The organism is Giesbergeria giesbergeri (assembly GCF_054779375.1).
In genome coordinates this window covers 710,906-726,861 of the sequence record NZ_BAAGYJ010000002.1, presented here as the reverse complement: position 1 = coordinate 726,861, position 15,956 = coordinate 710,906, and the positions used below count along the sequence as shown (strand labels likewise).

Sequence of the window (15,956 nt, the reverse complement as noted above, 5' to 3'; positions counted from 1 at the left end):
CATGAAAAAAAGGCTTCCCACAGGGAAGCCTTTTTGCTGGGCAGGCCAGTTTGGTTTAAACGCGCTTGCGGTATTCGCCAGTGCGGGTGTCGATTTCGATTTTGTCGCCTTGGCTGACAAACAGTGGCACAGGCACTTCAAAGCCGGTTGCAATCTTGGCAGGCTTGAGCACTTTGCCAGAGGTGTCGCCCTTGACGGCGGGTTCAGTCCAAGTGACTTCACGCACCACGGTGGTGGGCAGTTCGACAGAGATGGCCTTGCCGTCATAGAACACTACTTCAACGGTCATGCCGTCTTCGAGGTAGTTCAACGAGTCGCCCATGTTTTCGGCTTCAACTTCGTACTGGTTGTACTCGGTGTCCATGCAGACGTACATAGGGTCGGCAAAGTAAGAGTAGGTGCACTCTTTCTTGTCCAGAATGACGTTGTCGATCTTGTCGTCGGCCTTGAACACGTTTTCGGTGCCGAAGTTGCCGATCAGGCTCTTGAGCTTCATGCGCACAGTAGCAGCACCACGGCCACCACGGGCGTATTCGGTTTTCAGCACGACCATAGGATCTTTGCCGTGCATGATGACATTGCCAGCGCGGATTTCTTGAGCGATTTTCATAGGAGATTTGCAGGGGTTGGGGCCGCTCTACGCGCGCAAGGGGCGGCTGGCAGGCCGCGCCGGAGCAGGTTCGGCGGCAAGGGTGCGCGGCGCCGGGTACAACAACGTAGCCAGCCCGATTGCGCAAAACCAGAGATTTTAGCGTTGAGCCGTACAAAACCCTAGAAGCTGGGTCAACAAATCCTCTTGTTGCAGGAGTTGTTTGCGGGCGGCCTGCACGCAGGCTGCCCATTCTTCTAGCAGTGCGGTGGTGATAGTTGGCAAGGGCGCGTCGATCAAACCATTCCAGACGGCATGAAATTGGCGCAAGGAGGGCGGTGCATGCAGCCAGTCTAAAAAGGCGTGCAGCTTGGCGTGGTGGGCATTGTCGTGTTGTGGGTAGATGTGCCAGACCAGTGGTTGCCCTGCCCAGAGGGCACGCACCAGCGAGTCTTCGCCGCGCACCAAGTTCAAGTCACAGGCCCAGAGCATTTCATCAAAGGCGGGCTGGGTGACGGGCGCCAGCGTGGTGAGGGTGAGCTGGCCGCTGGCGGGGCAGGCAGACGTTGCCAGGGCCGATTGCACGGCTGTTGTTGCCCGTCCGGGTGTGAGCAGCAGGTGGGTGTGGGAGGGGGCGCTCTGTTGGCATTGGGTCAACAGCGCGGGTAGGCCTGCGGGTTCGTAGCAAAAGAGGCTGATCCAGCGTGCTGGTGCTGGCAGGCCTTGTTGGGGGGTATGGGCTTGGCGCCAAGCCGCCCGGTCAAAACATGCTTGGCGTTGTAGCAGGTCGGGTTCGCGCAACAGGCCGCCAGTGGCAGAAGTAAAGCCAGGGTAAAAAAACCATTTTGTCCAGCCGCTGGCCGGGCCATGCTGCACGGGCGAGGGTAGGCGGTGGCAACGCTCGACGTAGTGCTCGGCAGAGAGGTATTCAAGGTTGATCCATACCGGCGGTGCGTGACCATTGCGTTGGGTCTGTGCTGCCACCTGTGCGATAAAGGGCGTATCGATCTCGCAGCCAAACGCCTCGACCAACACATCGCTGGGGGCGTCACTCGGCAGGAGGCCACTGCCCCACGCACGCACCTGTATGTTGGTATGGCCTTGCGCAGGGGCCATCCAAACCAAGGCGCTGGCATCGTCTGTCCAAAGGCGTACTTGCTGTGCTTGTGTAGCCAGATTGCAGGCCAGACGCCAGCACACGCCAATGTCACCAAAGTTGTCTATGACCTGACAAAAAATATCCCATTGCATTGGTAGGCAGCTCCTTGGTGAGCGATTGTCGCGGCTGTGGCTTGTGTCGTTTAGCGCAAGGACAGACCCGCCCGTTGCAGGGATTGGGACAGTTGGGCGCGGCCATGCAGGGCTGCAGCATCACGTAGCCGTGTGACTACCTGCTGGCTCCACTGGCTGGCGGGCATGCCCTGTGCTGCTTGAAAGGCGGCCAGGCGCTGGTCAAAGTCGCCAATTTCATCTTCAAGGCTTTGCGGTGCTTGGTAGCGTTCGCGGTGCAATACAGCACTTTGTGCCAGCCGGGGTTTGATGGCAGCTGGGCGGGCAGTGGGGTCGGGCTGGCCTACCACCAGACCAAATATTGGAAAGACGCCTGCGGGTGTGCCCAGCAACTGGGCAACGGCCTCGGGCTGATTGCGCAGGCCACCGATATATACCGTGCCCAAACCCAGTGCTTCGGCGGCCAGCACGGCATTTTGTGCTGCCAGCGCGGCATCAATGACGGCAAGCAGTGTGGTGTCGAGGTACTGTACGCCTTCGGCACGTTGTTGTTGGTATTGGGCGATGCGTTCAATGCGTGAAACATCGGCCAGCCAAGCCAAAAACAGCGGCGCTTGGCGCACATGGGCTTGGTGGCCTGCCAGTTCTGCCAGTTGGGCCCGGCGTTCGGGGGCTTCAATCGCAATCACACTCCAAGCCTGTAAATTGGAGGAGGTGGCCGCCGATTGGGCAGCGGCTATCAATGTCTCTAGCGTGCCTTCGGGCAGGGCATCGGGTAGAAAATGGCGGACAGAGCGGTGGCTGAGAATCTGCTCTAGTATGGGCAAGGCTGCATCGGGTGCCTGTAGATCGGGGGCGTGGGCGCCGTAGCGGATGGACAGGTATTGAGGCAACGGGACAGACATGGAAGGAAAACTCCAAGAGTAGGCACAAGCCTCGCACTGTAGCGATATGGGCCAATGCTTGCAGATATAAGCCTATGCCCTGCATAGCGCACAGTCTTACTGTGGCAGGCCACAATAGCGGTTATGTCTGATGATGTTGCTGCTGTGCATCCCCCCGAGTTGTTGGCGCAGGTAGCGGCCTTGCCCGCCTTGCCGGGCGTTTACCGTTATTTTGATGCCCAGGGCGGGCTGCTCTATGTGGGCAAGGCGCTGCACCTCAAGCGCCGTGTAGCCAGCTATTTTCAGAAAAACTGGGACGGCACCCGCATCGGCCACATGGTGGGAAAAATTGCCCGGTTAGAGACCACGGTGGTGCGTTCGGAGGCGGAGGCGTTGTTGCTGGAAAGCAACCTCATCAAGACCTTGCAGCCGCGCTACAACATTTTGTTTCGTGATGACAAGAGTTATCCCTACCTGCAACTGACCGGCGTGACAGCGCACGACGGCCACGGAGAGCCGCCTTGGCAGCGTTTTGCCCGGTTGGCTTACTACCGGGGGGCGGTCGATAACAAGCACCGCTATTTTGGCCCCTATCCCAGCGCATGGGCGGTGAAAGAAACGATTGAGCTGCTGCAAAAGGTGTTCCGGCTGCGCACTTGTGAAGATACGGTGTTTAACCACCGGTCTCGGCCTTGTTTGCTGTTCCAGATTAGGCGTTGCAGTGGCCCGTGCGTAGACAAAATCTCTGCCGAAGATTACGCCCGTGATGTGGCCGATGCCCAAGCCTTGTTGCGTGGTGAGGCCGACACAGTGCTGGCGCAGTTGCAACAACGCATGATGGCCCATGCCGAGCGGCTGGAGTTTGAGCTGGCGGCAGAGTTGCGCAACCAGATTGCGGCGTTGTCGCAGGTGTTGCAGCAGCAGTCGGTCTCTACCACAGATGACCGGGATGTGGATATTTTGGCGGTGCGTGTGCAGGGTGGGCGGGCTTGCGTTAATTTGGCCATGGTGCGTGGGGGCCGCCATTTGGGCGATCGGGCTTATTTTCCCGTGCAGGTACAAGAGGCTACGGCACTGGCTTTGCCAGAGGCAGAGCGGCCTGAGGAGGCTGGTGTGGCGTCTGAGGTGTTGCATGCCTTTATGGCGCAGCATTATTTGGGCGTGCCAGTACCGCCAGTGTTGGTACTGCCCATGCCGCTAGCAGCCCCCTTGTTGCAATTGCTGTCGCAACAAAATGGCCAGCGTGTCCATGCGGTGCATCAGCCGCGTGGTTTGCGCCGTACTTGGCTGGAGATGGCGCAACACAATGCCGAGCTGCAATTGGCTCGGCTGCTGGCTGAAGAAGGCTCGCAACAGGCGCGTACCAGCGCCTTGGCCCAAGTGCTGGATTTGCCGTTGGCCGATGTGGCGCAGTTGCGCATTGAGTGCTTTGACATCTCGCACACGGCGGGCGAGGCAACCCAAGCTTCGTGCGTGGTGTTTCAGGGGCACCAGATGCAGCCCAGCCAATACCGCCGTTACAAAATCGACGGTATTACTGGCGGCGATGACTATGCGGCCATGCGCCAGGTACTCATGCGCCGCTACAGCAAGCTGGCACAAGCCCAGCATGATGAGGCCGATGGCGCCGATACGGCACCCACATCGGCCCGTGTGCCCGATCTGGTGCTGGTAGATGGTGGGCAGGGGCAAGTCAAGGTAGCGCAGGCCGTGTTTGAGGCGCTGGGGCTGGATGTATCGCGCATCGTTGGGGTCGAGAAGGGCGAGGGCCGCAAAGTGGGGCTAGAGGAGCTGGTGTTTGCCGATGGCCGCTCTAAGCTGGCGCTGGCCGCAGATTCTGCGGCCCTGATGTTGGTGGCGCAGATTCGCGATGAGGCACATCGCTTTGCCATCACAGGAATGCGTGCCGCACGCGCCAAGGTGCGCACTGGCGGCAGCCGGTTGGAAGATATTGCTGGTATTGGCCCTAAAAGGCGTGCCCGGTTGTTGCAGCGTTTTGGTGGTGTTCGTGGGGTGGCAGCAGCCAGCGTGCAAGATTTGGCGACGGTGGAGGGTATTTCGCTCGCCTTGGCCGAAACGATTTATCAGGCACTGCGCTGATTGTCCTTGTGGCGACACCTTGGCATGACACAATCGCGGCCATGTTCTGGACTATCCCCACCCTCATGACCTGGACGCGCATTGTCGCGATACCCTTGATCGTCGGGGTGTTTTATGCGCCGTTCGATTTGGCCACGCGCAATTTGCTGGCCACAGTGATGTTTGTGTTGTTTGCAGCCACCGATTGGCTCGATGGCTATTTGGCGCGCAAACTCAACCAAACTTCTTCCTTTGGCGCGTTTCTGGATCCAGTGGCCGACAAGTTTTTGGTGTGCGCCTCTTTGCTGGTGCTGGTGCATTTGCAGCGCGCCGATGTGTTTGTGGCGCTCATCATCATTGGCCGAGAGATTGCGATTTCGGCCTTGCGTGAGTGGATGGCCCAGATCGGTGCCAGCAAGAGTGTGGCGGTGCACATGCTGGGCAAGCTCAAGACAACGGTGCAGATGGTGGCGATTCCGTTCCTGCTCTACGATGGGCAGTTGTTGGGGTTGGTCGATACCGGTGTTTGGGGCACTTGGCTGATTTGGATTTCTGCCGTGCTTACCGTGTGGTCTATGGTGTATTACTTGCAAAAGGCACTGCCAGAAATTCGTGCCAGAGTGCAGCAATAGGCAGTGCAAGCGTTTAGGCCAAACAGTGGCGCAATTGGTGGCGCCGCGAGATCATTTCTGCCGCAATGCTGATGGCAATTTCTGCCGGGGTGTGGCTGCCAATGGGCAGCCCCATGGGGGCATGAAAAAATGCTGGGCGTGGTTTGCGCCCTAGGATGCGGGCAATTTTGGCGGTGCTGCCCAGCAACCCCAGATAGCCCAGCATCTTGCCTTCCAGTGCTGTCAATGCCGCCGCATCGCGCTCCCAAGCGTGGGTCATGATGCCCACAAAAACCAGTGTTCCATCGGGGATGGTGTGGGCCAGTGCCTCGTAAGGCAGGTTGAGCTGGGCGTGGGCATGGTGGTTGGCGGCCAAGGTGGTGATGCCTTGTCGTTCTTCGCAGACCACCACCCGGAAGTTCACCCCCACCAGCAGGGCCGAGAGCGCCAAACTCACATGACCACCACCAACCAGCCAGACTTCGCCTTCGGTGCCACAGTGGTGCGTATAGACCCAATGTGCCGCATCTGTGTCCACCCAGCTAGGCTGGGCATGGGGGGGGGCAGGTGCCCAGCCTTGGGGGGAGAGTTGCCATGCAAAAGGCTGTTGGTCATGGAGCTGGTCGATGAGATGTTGGATGTCCGCCATTTGGTTGGGCTCCAACAGGGCCAGGACGGTCGTTTGGCTGCCGCCGCAAACCATGCCAGAGGTGGATGGCGTGTGCGAGCGGTGTATTTGGTGCAAACGCTGCACGACTGTATGGCCTGTGGTGAGCAGGGGTTGGGCTTGTTGAATGGTGAGGTATTCGGCCTGCCCCCCACCCACAGTGCCAGCCAGCGGCCCATGCCGTCCTATGGCTAGCAGAGCACCTGATTTGCCAGGGGAGCTGCCTTGGCTGTGTACCACGGCAGCTAGCACCACGGGGCGGTGCGCGGCCAGCTCTTGCACAACGGCATGCCAGAGATCGATTTCAGCCAAACCAGACCTCGCTCCAAGCGTAATACACGGCCATCATTGCCGAGAAGACGGCACTACCCACCACGCGGTGCGGTGGTGCAAGGCGGTTTTGTATCAAGTAGTTGGCGGTCAGGGCCAGTGGGGCATTGCAGACAAAAGAAAAAGCACCTGTGAGCAGTACGCCAGTGTGCAAGTCGGCTATCCTCCCTTCCAATAGGCGCAATAGCCAAGTGTGGCGGGCAATCCACAACGGGTTGAACCACAGCCATCCTAACGCAGCACGTTGCCAGCGCCCACAGTGCTGGGGCTGGTGGGCAAAGCGGCGTTCAATCCAAGCAAAATATGCCCGAATTTCTGGGGCATACAACACAGCGCCTACCAAGCCAATGCCCAAAGCACGCAACAGCTGGGGCGTGCCCAAAATGGATGTTGCTGCCAGATCGCCAGCGCCATATACCAGTCCGATACGCAGCCGTTCAAGGGGGGTCATTGCCATGCAATAGGCCAAAAATAGCTTCGGAGGTGAGTGGCGCACGAAACACTGCCGCGGCTTGCGGTTGCCAAGACGTGATGGCATCTTGCAGCGCAAAGTAGGCGGCTAAACCATACACCAGAGGCGGCTCGCCTACGGCCTTGCTGTGCAGTATGCCTGCGGGGCCGCCATTGTGGGGCAGGAATTCGATCTCTATCGGTGGGGAGCTGTCTAAATCGGGAATTTTGTAACTGGCGAGGTTGTCGGTGAGTAGGCGGCCTTGGCTGTCATGACGGATTTCTTCGCTGGTCATCCAGCCCATACCTTGCACGATGGCCCCTTCGATTTGCCCCCGGTCGGTACTGGCGTCTAGACTGTGCCCAATGTCGTGTACCACCCGTACAGCATCAATGCGCCCCGTGCCCAGCAGCACATCCACGGTAGCCTCCATCAGTGCGGTGCCATACACATGGTAGGCAAAGGGCTGGCCTTGGTTGCGCTGCGGGTCAAAGTGCAGGTTGGCGCTGGCGTAGTGGGCCAATGCCGACAAATGGATGCGCTGGCGGTAGGCTTGGGCAATCAGCTCGTTCCATGGCACGCGCGCTTGCTGGGCATGGGCATGGCCTTCCAAAAACATCACCTCTGCTGCTGGGGCGTTCAGCAGCGCAGCAGCCACAGGCCGCAGCCGTTGCAGAATGTCGAGGCAGGCTTGGCGGGCTGCGCCGCCGTTGAGATCGGCACCGGTACTGGCGGCAGTGGGTGAAACATTGGCTACGCGCAGGGTGCTGGTGGGCATCACTTGCACTTGGGCCACAGGCAGGCCCAAAGTCTCGGCCACGATGCGCTGCACTTTGCCATGCACGCCCTGGCCCATCTCTATCGCTCCGGTAGTTACGGCTACCGAGCCATCGGTATAAACATGCACCAGCGCCTGCGCTTGGTTGAGCAGTGTCGCCGTAAAGGCAATGCCAAAACACACTGGCACCACGGCCATCCCTTTGCGGTAGCGGGGTTGGGTGGCATTCCAAGCCGTGATGCGTTGGCGGCAGGTGGCGATGCCATTTTCTCGGGCCAGCATTTGCCAACTGGCCTCGGCCTTGGGTTGCTGGGCACACATGCCATAAGGAAAAACATCGCCATCGCGCAGCAGATTGCGCGCTTGGAGTGTCTCTGGGGGGCAACGCAATTGGTGGGCAGCGGCGCGGATGGCCGACTCCATCACAAAGATGGCCTGTGGTGCTCCAAACCCCCGAAACGCCGTATTGGAGGGTAAATGGGTACGGCAACTGTGGGCCGTGACCCGCACATGGGGGATGGCATAGGCATTGGTGGCGTGGAACAGGGAGCGTTCCAGAATGGCTGGGGATAAGTCGGTACACCAGCCTGCGTTTTGCCACAGTTGGGCCTCGTAGGCCACAAAGCGCCCATTGGCATCCAGTCCCAACTTGAAGTGGGCTTGGTATGGATGGCGTTTGCCAGTGATACGCATGTCGTCGCTGCGGTCGGGCCACAGGCGTACGGGCTGTTGCAGGCGCTGTGCAGCCAAGGCGGCCAAACAGGCCCAGAGTGTGGCTTGCTCCTCTTTGCCACCAAAACCGCCACCCAACCTGCCTGCCACTACCTCAATCGCGTGCATGGGCAGCCCGGTGATGGTGGCTACGGCCTTGTGTACGCCGCTGGGTGACTGGGTGGCGCTGTGCAGCAGCAGCCCACCGTCGTCGCGCGGCAGTGCCAAGGCGCATTGGGTTTCCATATAAAGATGCTCGGCTGAGCCGATTTCTACTGTGCCACTGACCACAATGGCGCAGCAGCCCCACGCTGTATCAACATCGCCTAGCGCAAAGGTGCGGGGTGGTTGTAGCAAGGCTCCAGCAGCCAAGGCCGAAGCCATATCTAGGCAGGCAGGCAGTGGCGTCCAGTCGGCAGTAACCAAGTGGCTACCTTGCCACGCGGCCTCTATGCTGTCGGCCACCACCAGCGCGTAGGGTTCACCGACGCAGTGCACCTCTTGCTCTGCCAGCAGCGGCTCGTCATGGGCCAGGTTGCTGATGTCATTGCGTCTCAAGATGTCGGCGGCGGTAAGGATGGCCCGTACCCCTGGCACTGCCAAAGCGGCGGCACTGTCGATCTGGCTGAAGCGGGCATGGGCATGCGGCGAGGTAGCGGGTAGCGCGTGTAAACAGCCTTGGGGCAGTGACAGGTCGCTGGTAAAGCGGGTTTTGCCTTGGGCCAAATTTTGTAAGCTGGATGGCAAAAGGGGGGCGGTGCTCATGTGAGTTCCTCCCAACGCAGGGTGGGGTGCAACGCTTGCAGGTGATCCAGCAACAGATGGTGCAACAGGCGGCGCTTGTATTGGGTGCTACCGCGCACATCGTCGATGGGGGCGATTTCGGTATCCATGACGGCGAGGGCTGTGTGCAGCGTGTTGGCAGTCAGGGGCTGACCGCTCAAAGCTGCAGCAGTGCGGTGCAGGCACAGTGGATAAGGTGCTACGCCCCCAGCACTGAGCTGCACAGTGCCTAGCTGCCCTTCTGTCCCCGCATCAATTGCCATGCTGCTGTTGACCGACGCAATATCGTCCAGCCAGCGTTTGCTCACTTTGGCACAGTGCAGGCGTCGCCCTGGCTGACGGGGGATGTGGATGTGTGAGATCAGCTCGCCAGCTTGCAAGGCGGTGCGGTGGTATGCCAGATAGAACTGCGCTAGCGGCAGCCGGCGTATCCCGTTGGTGGATTGCAGACTCAATTCTGCCCCCAGTGCTAGCAGCACCACGGCCAGATCGGCAATGGGTGAGGCATTGGCCAGATTGCCCCCGATGGTGGCGCTGCGGCGGATGCTGGGCGAGGCAAAGCGATCCAAAAAAACCGGCAGATTTGGCCACTCTGCGGCAATCAGTGGTTCATGCTGGCATTGCGCTATGGTGACGGCTGCGCCCAGGTGCAACCAATGCCTATCGGCCTGAATTTGTTGCCATTCAACAATTTGCTGCAAGCGCAACCAAGGCTGTACGGTGTTGGCGCGGTGGTGTGCTTGCTGTACGGTATGGTCAGTTTCGCCCGCCACGATGGTGCAGGCTGGTGCAGCGCCGTGGGTGGGTGCGGGGATGGAGGGGTGTGGCTGGAGCCGTTGGCCGGCTTGGGCCACTGCTGGCGATAGCAGACCCCTGTCTGCCAAGGCTGGCAGCTGGCCTGCGGGTGGCCCAGAGAGTGGCTCTAGCCGGGTGCAGGCCCGTCGGATGCCACCATACCCCGTGCACCGGCAAAGATTGCCTGCCACGGCGGCGGCTGGCTGTTCACCGTTGAGCAGGGCTGCGGTGAGGGCCACCACCAGTCCTGGGGTGCAATAGCCGCATTGGATGCCGCCCTCTTCTGCCAGTGCCTGCTGCACCAGTGTGGGTGTGGCGAGGTTCAGCCCCTCTAGCGTGATCAGGTGGCAGCCTGCCACGCGGCCGGTACTGAGCAAACAACTGTTGACGGCTTGGTAATGTGGTTGGGTTTGGCCTGCCGGGATTTCGCCCAGTAGCACCAAGCACGCAGCGCAGTCACCCGTACCACAGGCCAATTTGGTGGCCGTGAGGCCGTGGTGCTGGCGCAGAAAGCTCAGCAGGTTGGTGCCTTCGTCGGTGGGTAACGCAACGGTGGTGGCATTGAGAATCAGGGGTCTGGACATGGAAGCACCTTGACAAGCAGCAGAGGCACTGCATGGAGTGCCCATTCTGATTGTTGTCCAGCCTAGCAGGTGCGGCCTAGAGCAGCCAGAGGGATTGGCCCTGTGTTGGGCATTGTCCGTAGCAAAAACCCGGCGCAAGGCCGGGGTAGAACATGGTGCCTGCGCAGCAGCAGCCGAGCGGTATGGGAGGTGCTGAGGCTTTTAAGCCGCAGATCCTTGGACGGCAGCAGCGATATCGCGGGTGGCAAGCTCCAGTGCCTGTGCTTTGGCGGCATCACCCATCGCCACACCTTCGGCCCGCACGATGCGCACATCGGTCACACCAAAAAAACCCAGTACAGTTTGCAGGTAGCTTTCTTGGTGCTCCATCGCTTGACCAGCTTCGCTGGTTGAGTAAATACCGCCACGGGTCGAGGCGATGATCACGGTTTTGCCCTGAGCCAGCCCTTCGGGGCCGTTGGCGGTATAGCGGAAAGTGCGGCCCGGCTGGGCAATACGATCCACCCAGGCTTTGAGTTGACTGGGAATGCTGAAGTTGTAGAACGGAGCACCAATCACCACCACATCGGCAGCCAGAAACTGGCTGACCAGCCGCTCCGAGACAGCGTTTTCGCGCTGTTGTGTTTCACTCAACCCCTCGGTTTGTCCAGTGCGGGGGGCCATAGCATCCATCGTGAAATGACCAGGCGCGTCTGCCACCAAATCAATGTAACTTACCTCAGTATTGATATGGGCAGTTTTCCAAGCATCCACAATTTGAGCCGTCAATTGGCGCGAAACAGAGCCAGCACCAGTGATAGCGGAATCGATGTGCAGCAATTGCATAGTGTGTCTTTCAATAAGGAGGCCACCAGTGGCAGCGATGGGATGAATTGTCATTGGGTTCTAGTGGCGTGATAAGTAGGCAAAATTGGGTTGATTAGTTCTATTTTTGGAACAGTGAGCCCCATCTATGCAAGACCTCAATGACATGTTGTACTTTGCCGAAGTGGTAGAGCGTGGTGGCTTTGCTGCAGCTGGGCGGGCCTTGGGTATTCCCAAATCACGTTTGTCCCGCCGGGTATCGGAGTTAGAAAACCAATTGGGCGTACGGTTGTTACAGCGCACCACCCGCAAGCTCTCACTGACCGAGGTGGGCGAGGCCTACCTGCGCCATTGCCAGGCGCTGCGCGAAGCAGCCCAAGCGGCCCAAGAGGTGGTGAGCCAAGTGCAAACCGCGCCGCGTGGCACGATCCGTATCAGTTGTCCGGTCACGCTGGCGCAAACCGTGCTGGGAGAGTTAATGCCCGAGTTTCTGGCCCGTCATCCTTTGGTGCGGGTAGAAATGCAAGTCACCAACCGGGCTATCCATTTGATCGAAGAAGGGGTGGATGTGGCGCTGCGCGTACGCTCCTCGCTGGAGGACAGTGGCACTCTGGTCATTAAGCGGTTAGATATGGCCCGGCAGGTACTGGTAGCCAGCCCAGCCCTGCTTCAGCGCCAAGGAACACCCACCACCTTGACAGATTTGCTGCGCATGGACAGCATAGCCATGTCGGCCCCTGACGGTCGTGCCATTTGGCACCTGAGTGGCCCAGAGGGTGCCGACCAAGTGCTGCACCACCATCCCCGCTATGTAGCCGATGATCTGCTAACGCTCAAGTTTGCCGCCTTGGCCGGCACAGGCATTTGCTGGTTGCCCGACTATATGTGCTACGAGGAGATGCGCGATGGCCGTTTGGTGCAGGTGCTGCCTGCATGGGCGCCCACACCGGGCATTGTCCATGCGGTGTTTCCGTCGCGCCGGGGGCTGGCTCCAGCGGTACGCAGTTTTTTGGACTACTTGGAGCAGGGCATCCCCGGGCGTTTGAGGTCGCCCCCTGTGTGAGGGCTGGTTGAGCGCCAGTGTGGTTTAGGCATTTAGGCGCAGGGTGTGGGTGTGTGCCCCATCCACCTTGAACACCGCCACCAGATTGGCCAGTTGCTGGGCTTGGGCCTCTAAGTTGGCAGCAGCCACCGTGCTTTGTTCTACCAGTGCGCCATTTTGTTGCGTCATCTGGTCGAGCTGGCCCACGGCCAGATTGACTTGTGAGATGCCTTCGCTTTGCTCCACAGCCGCTGCACTGATCTCACCAATCATGCCGCTGACGCGCTGTACGCCTTGCACGATCTCGCCCATCGCCGTACCCGCATCGGCGACCAGTTGGGTGCCAGAATTGACTTTCTCGACACTGGCTTGGATCAGCTGTTTGATTTCTTTGGCGGCTGCCGCACTGCGCCCTGCCAGACTGCGCACTTCAGTGGCCACCACTGCAAAGCCGCGGCCTTGTTCGCCGGCGCGTGCTGCCTCTACAGCCGCATTCAGGGCCAGAATGTTGGTTTGGAAGGCAATGCCGTCGATTACGCCAATGATGTCGCCAATTTTCTGGCTGCTGTGGTGGATTTCCTGCATTGTCTCCACCACTTGCTGCATCACCACACCACCTTTGCTGGCGGAGTTGGCGGCGGTGCTGGCCAAGGTGTTGGCCTGCTGGGCCGACTCGGTGCTTTGGCGCACCGTGGCAGTGAGCTGATCCATGCTGTGGGCGGTGGTCTCCAAACTAGAGACCGTCTGTTCGGTGCGGGTGCCCAAGTGTTGGTTGCCACTGGCAATATCGGCACTGGTAGCGCGCAACTGCTGGATGTTGTCACGCACTGCCGCCACCAAGGTATGGATGCGCTGTTGCATGTCACGCACAGCAGCCATCACACTGCTGGTGTCATCGGGGCGCACGGGCACTGCCACTGTGAGGTCGCCATGCTGGATGGCCTGCACTACGGCCCGCACTTCATTGGGTTCGGCACCCAGTTCATGGTTGATGCTACGCGATACCGTGGTCGTTACCCCCACACTGATCAACACTGCCAGTAGCGTGATACCCAACATGATGCCGGTAAATTGCCCTGCCTCATGGTTGGCAAACTGGCTGTTTTGGATGATGCGTTTTTCCTCAAAATCGATCAACCGATTGATGGCTGCCAGCCATTGTGTGTATTGGGGCTTGGCCTCGGCCCAGAGCAGGGCTTCGGCACCGGCACGGTCGCCCGCTTGCATCCGTTCGATGACTTTGCGTGATGTAGCCACCGTGCGCACTTCAATCTCTTTGATGGCTTGCAGCAAAGTGCCCACTTCGGTGGGGATGTCTTTGCCCGCTTGCAGCGCGGTGTCGAGCTGGGTGCTCGAAGCAGCATAAAAGGCCGCCAGTTGCTCAATGGCCTGAAGCTCCTTTTGGCGTGATGCCTCGTCTGGGGCCAGCACTACATCGCGTAGCGCAATGGAGCGGTCGTGCGCCGATCCCCGAAAGTTGATGGCGGCCCGCTGAATGATCACATTTTGGCTGGCGTTGGCACTTAAGGCCGCATCGATGCCACGCGCGATATACACGCTGTAGACCGACATGCCCAACAACACCAGAATGACCAGACCGAAGCCTGCCATCAGGCGCTGGCTGATTTTCCATGTCTGCATAAGTATCTTTCTTGAGTGTGGACGGGTATAGAAGGCAGTGTCGGTGATTTGTTCCGATCTTGCAGCGCAGTTTGGCTATCAGGGGTATTGCAAGGTAGCTATCTGGGCCGGATGCTGCGTTATGGTGCTGCGGCACCTTTATAAGATGTTTTTATTATGAATTAAGAGAAATATATTCTTTTGGGTTTTAAAGCTGGCATCGCAGAATGGCCTTTATGGCAACCTTTCCCGAATGGCAAGCGTGACTTCCCGTATCTCAACCATCATTGTTCCTGGCTGGCGCGACTCTGGCCCCGGCCATTGGCAGACCTTGTGGGCACAGCGTCTGGATGGCGCCTCCCGTGTGGTGCAGGACGACTGGATCACCCCTGCACGCACAGCCTGGGTGGGCCAGTTAGAGAAAACCGTGCTGGCGGCACCACACCCGGTAGTGTTGGTAGCACACAGCTTGGGTTGTATTGCCAGCATTCATATGGGGCCAGAGGCATCAGCACGGGTGCAAGGGGCTTTATTGGTGGCTCCCGCCGATCCAGAACGGCGTGCCATCCTGAGCGATTTTGCGCCGGTACCTTATGCACCGCTGCCCTATCGCAGCATAGTGGTAGCCAGCAGCAACGATCCTTACTGCCCGATTCGTCTAGCGGGCGCCTATGCCCGTGCTTGGGGCAGCGAGTTTGTGCGGCTGCAAAATGCAGGTCATATCAATGTGGAGTCGGGTTATGGCGAATGGCCGCTAGGGATGGCGTTGTTGCAATCACTCACAGGGGCATTGGATTGGGGTGGGACTGCGGTGGCGGCAGATCCCGGTACTGTCAGGGTCTCTGCGGGTTGATGACCAGAAGCCCCTAGACGCCAACAGTAGGCTTCTTTATATTCTTTTTGATAGATAAATTAACAAAAATATGTTCTTTTGGTTTTGAAGATGGTTGCGGCAGAATCCTGCCATCTTTGGCTTCCAATGTGACCTGTACCATGACTTCTTTCCAACTCAAGTCCCTTTTGGCGGCAGCCGCACTGGCAGTCGGTGGCATGGCCTCGGCACAGACAACGCTGCTCAATGCTTCCTATGATGTAGCGCGTGAGTTCTACAAAGATTACAACCCTGCTTTTGTGGCCCACTACAAAAAAACCACGGGCAAGGACGTGAAGATTGACCAAGCCCACGGCGGCTCCAGCGCCCAAGCACGCGCTGTCAATGATGGCTTGGCCGCTGATGTGGTGACCATGAACACCACCACCGATATCGAATTTTTGGCATCCACTGGCGTCGTAGCCAAAGATTGGGCCAAAAAGTTTCCGCACGATGCCTCCCCCACCACTTCCACCATGCTGTTTTTGGTGCGCAATGGCAACCCCAAAAACATCAAAGACTGGGATGATTTGACCAAGCCCGGCGTACAGGTGATTGTGGTCAACCCCAAAACTGGCGGCAATGGCCGCTATGCCTATCTGGCCGCCTGGGGCGCCGTGCGTGAAAAGGGCGGCACCGATGTCCAAGCGGCGGAGTTTGTCAGCAAACTCTACAAAAACGTGCCAGTGTTGGGCAAGGGCGGGCGCGATGCCACGGCTATTTTCTTGCAACGCAACATTGGTGATGTGCTTATCACCTTCGAATCTGAAGTGTTGTCAATTGACCGTGAATTTGGTGCAGGCAAGGTGGATGCGGTCTATCCTTCGGCCAGCATCGTGGCCGAAAACCCAGTGGCCGTGGTTGAGCGTACTGTCGCCAAAAAAGGCACTGCTGACGTGGCTAAAGCCTACCTGAACTATCTCTACTCGGACGAAGCGCAAGAGATTGCCGCCAAACACGCACTGCGCCCGCGTTCTGAAGCCGTGCTCAAAAAGCACGCCGCTACCTTCAAGCCAATCAAACAATTTACGGTAGCCAAGTATTTTGGTTCGTTGGGAGAGGCGCAAAAAGTCCACTTTAACGATGGTGGGCAGTTCGACAAGCTCTACACGCCCGGCGCTAAGTAA

At 58.9% G+C, this 15,956-nt stretch carries 14 protein-coding genes; 5 read left to right on the top strand and 9 right to left on the bottom strand.

The annotated features are described in order from the left end of the window. Window positions 1-55: 55 nt before the first annotated feature. The 3 genes from efp to ACYVB2_RS07475 all read right to left on the bottom strand — a co-directional run bounded on the left by efp (window position 56) and on the right by ACYVB2_RS07475 (window position 2,724). Window positions 56-610: an elongation factor P gene (gene efp / locus ACYVB2_RS07485; protein WP_382429979.1), complete on the bottom strand. Its 555-nt coding sequence runs from the start codon at window positions 608-610 to the stop codon at window positions 56-58. Between the two features lie 138 nt (window positions 611-748). Next, window positions 749-1,840: an elongation factor P maturation arginine rhamnosyltransferase EarP gene (gene earP / locus ACYVB2_RS07480; protein ID WP_382429981.1), complete on the bottom strand. Its 1,092-nt coding sequence runs from the start codon at window positions 1,838-1,840 to the stop codon at window positions 749-751. 50 nt (window positions 1,841-1,890) lie between these two features. Next, window positions 1,891-2,724: an NADPH-dependent oxidoreductase gene (locus ACYVB2_RS07475; protein WP_382429983.1), complete on the bottom strand. Its 834-nt coding sequence runs from the start codon at window positions 2,722-2,724 to the stop codon at window positions 1,891-1,893. Between the two features lie 123 nt (window positions 2,725-2,847). Here ACYVB2_RS07475 and uvrC point away from each other — a divergent pair, with 123 nt between their 5' ends. After that, window positions 2,848-4,803, top strand: a complete 1,956-nt coding sequence (uvrC, locus tag ACYVB2_RS07470) for an excinuclease ABC subunit UvrC (RefSeq protein ID WP_382429985.1) — start codon at window positions 2,848-2,850, stop codon at window positions 4,801-4,803. A 41-nt stretch (window positions 4,804-4,844) separates the two neighbouring features. Further along, a complete protein-coding gene (gene pgsA / locus ACYVB2_RS07465) occupies window positions 4,845-5,414 on the top strand; it encodes a CDP-diacylglycerol--glycerol-3-phosphate 3-phosphatidyltransferase (RefSeq protein WP_382429987.1) in 570 nt (189 codons plus the stop codon). Window positions 5,415-5,427: 13 nt separating this feature from the next. On the opposite strand, the gene ACYVB2_RS07460 is transcribed toward pgsA, so the two are convergent. From ACYVB2_RS07460 to ACYVB2_RS07440, 5 genes are all read right to left on the bottom strand, one after another. Beyond that, the gene (locus ACYVB2_RS07460) at window positions 5,428-6,372 is read right to left on the bottom strand and encodes an XdhC family protein (RefSeq protein ID WP_382429989.1); all 945 of its coding nucleotides are present in this window, start codon (window positions 6,370-6,372) and stop codon (window positions 5,428-5,430) included. Next, window positions 6,365-6,847, bottom strand: coding sequence for a hypothetical protein (locus tag ACYVB2_RS07455; RefSeq protein WP_382429991.1), 483 nt, complete (start codon window positions 6,845-6,847; stop codon window positions 6,365-6,367). Before ACYVB2_RS07455 ends, ACYVB2_RS07460 begins: the two co-directional genes overlap by 8 nt. Next, complete coding sequence (locus ACYVB2_RS07450; protein WP_382429993.1) at window positions 6,828-9,095, bottom strand: molybdopterin cofactor-binding domain-containing protein; 2,268 nt, start codon at window positions 9,093-9,095, stop codon at window positions 6,828-6,830. The genes ACYVB2_RS07455 and ACYVB2_RS07450 overlap by 20 nt, the downstream gene beginning before the upstream one ends. Further along, window positions 9,092-10,492: an FAD binding domain-containing protein gene (locus ACYVB2_RS07445; protein WP_382429995.1), complete on the bottom strand. Its 1,401-nt coding sequence runs from the start codon at window positions 10,490-10,492 to the stop codon at window positions 9,092-9,094. Before ACYVB2_RS07445 ends, ACYVB2_RS07450 begins: the two co-directional genes overlap by 4 nt. A 201-nt stretch (window positions 10,493-10,693) precedes the next feature. Next, on the bottom strand, window positions 10,694-11,317 hold the full coding sequence (locus ACYVB2_RS07440; RefSeq protein ID WP_382429997.1) for an FMN-dependent NADH-azoreductase: 624 nt from the start codon (window positions 11,315-11,317) through the stop codon (window positions 10,694-10,696). A 127-nt stretch (window positions 11,318-11,444) separates the two neighbouring features. Between ACYVB2_RS07440 and ACYVB2_RS07435 the strand changes: the two genes are divergently transcribed. Then, entirely contained in the window at window positions 11,445-12,359 is a 915-nt protein-coding gene (locus ACYVB2_RS07435) for a LysR family transcriptional regulator (protein WP_382429999.1), read from the top strand. 24 nt (window positions 12,360-12,383) lie between these two features. Here ACYVB2_RS07435 and ACYVB2_RS07430 read toward each other — a convergent pair whose 3' ends face one another. Further along, on the bottom strand, window positions 12,384-13,979 hold the full coding sequence (locus ACYVB2_RS07430) for a methyl-accepting chemotaxis protein (protein WP_382430001.1): 1,596 nt from the start codon (window positions 13,977-13,979) through the stop codon (window positions 12,384-12,386). 232 nt (window positions 13,980-14,211) lie between these two features. Here ACYVB2_RS07430 and ACYVB2_RS07425 point away from each other — a divergent pair, with 232 nt between their 5' ends. Together ACYVB2_RS07425 and ACYVB2_RS07420 are read left to right on the top strand one after the other, a co-directional pair. Then, the gene (locus ACYVB2_RS07425; protein WP_382430003.1) at window positions 14,212-14,811 is read left to right on the top strand and encodes an RBBP9/YdeN family alpha/beta hydrolase; all 600 of its coding nucleotides are present in this window, start codon (window positions 14,212-14,214) and stop codon (window positions 14,809-14,811) included. Between the two features lie 140 nt (window positions 14,812-14,951). Next, on the top strand, window positions 14,952-15,956 hold the full coding sequence (locus ACYVB2_RS07420) for a sulfate ABC transporter substrate-binding protein (RefSeq protein ID WP_382430005.1): 1,005 nt from the start codon (window positions 14,952-14,954) through the stop codon (window positions 15,954-15,956).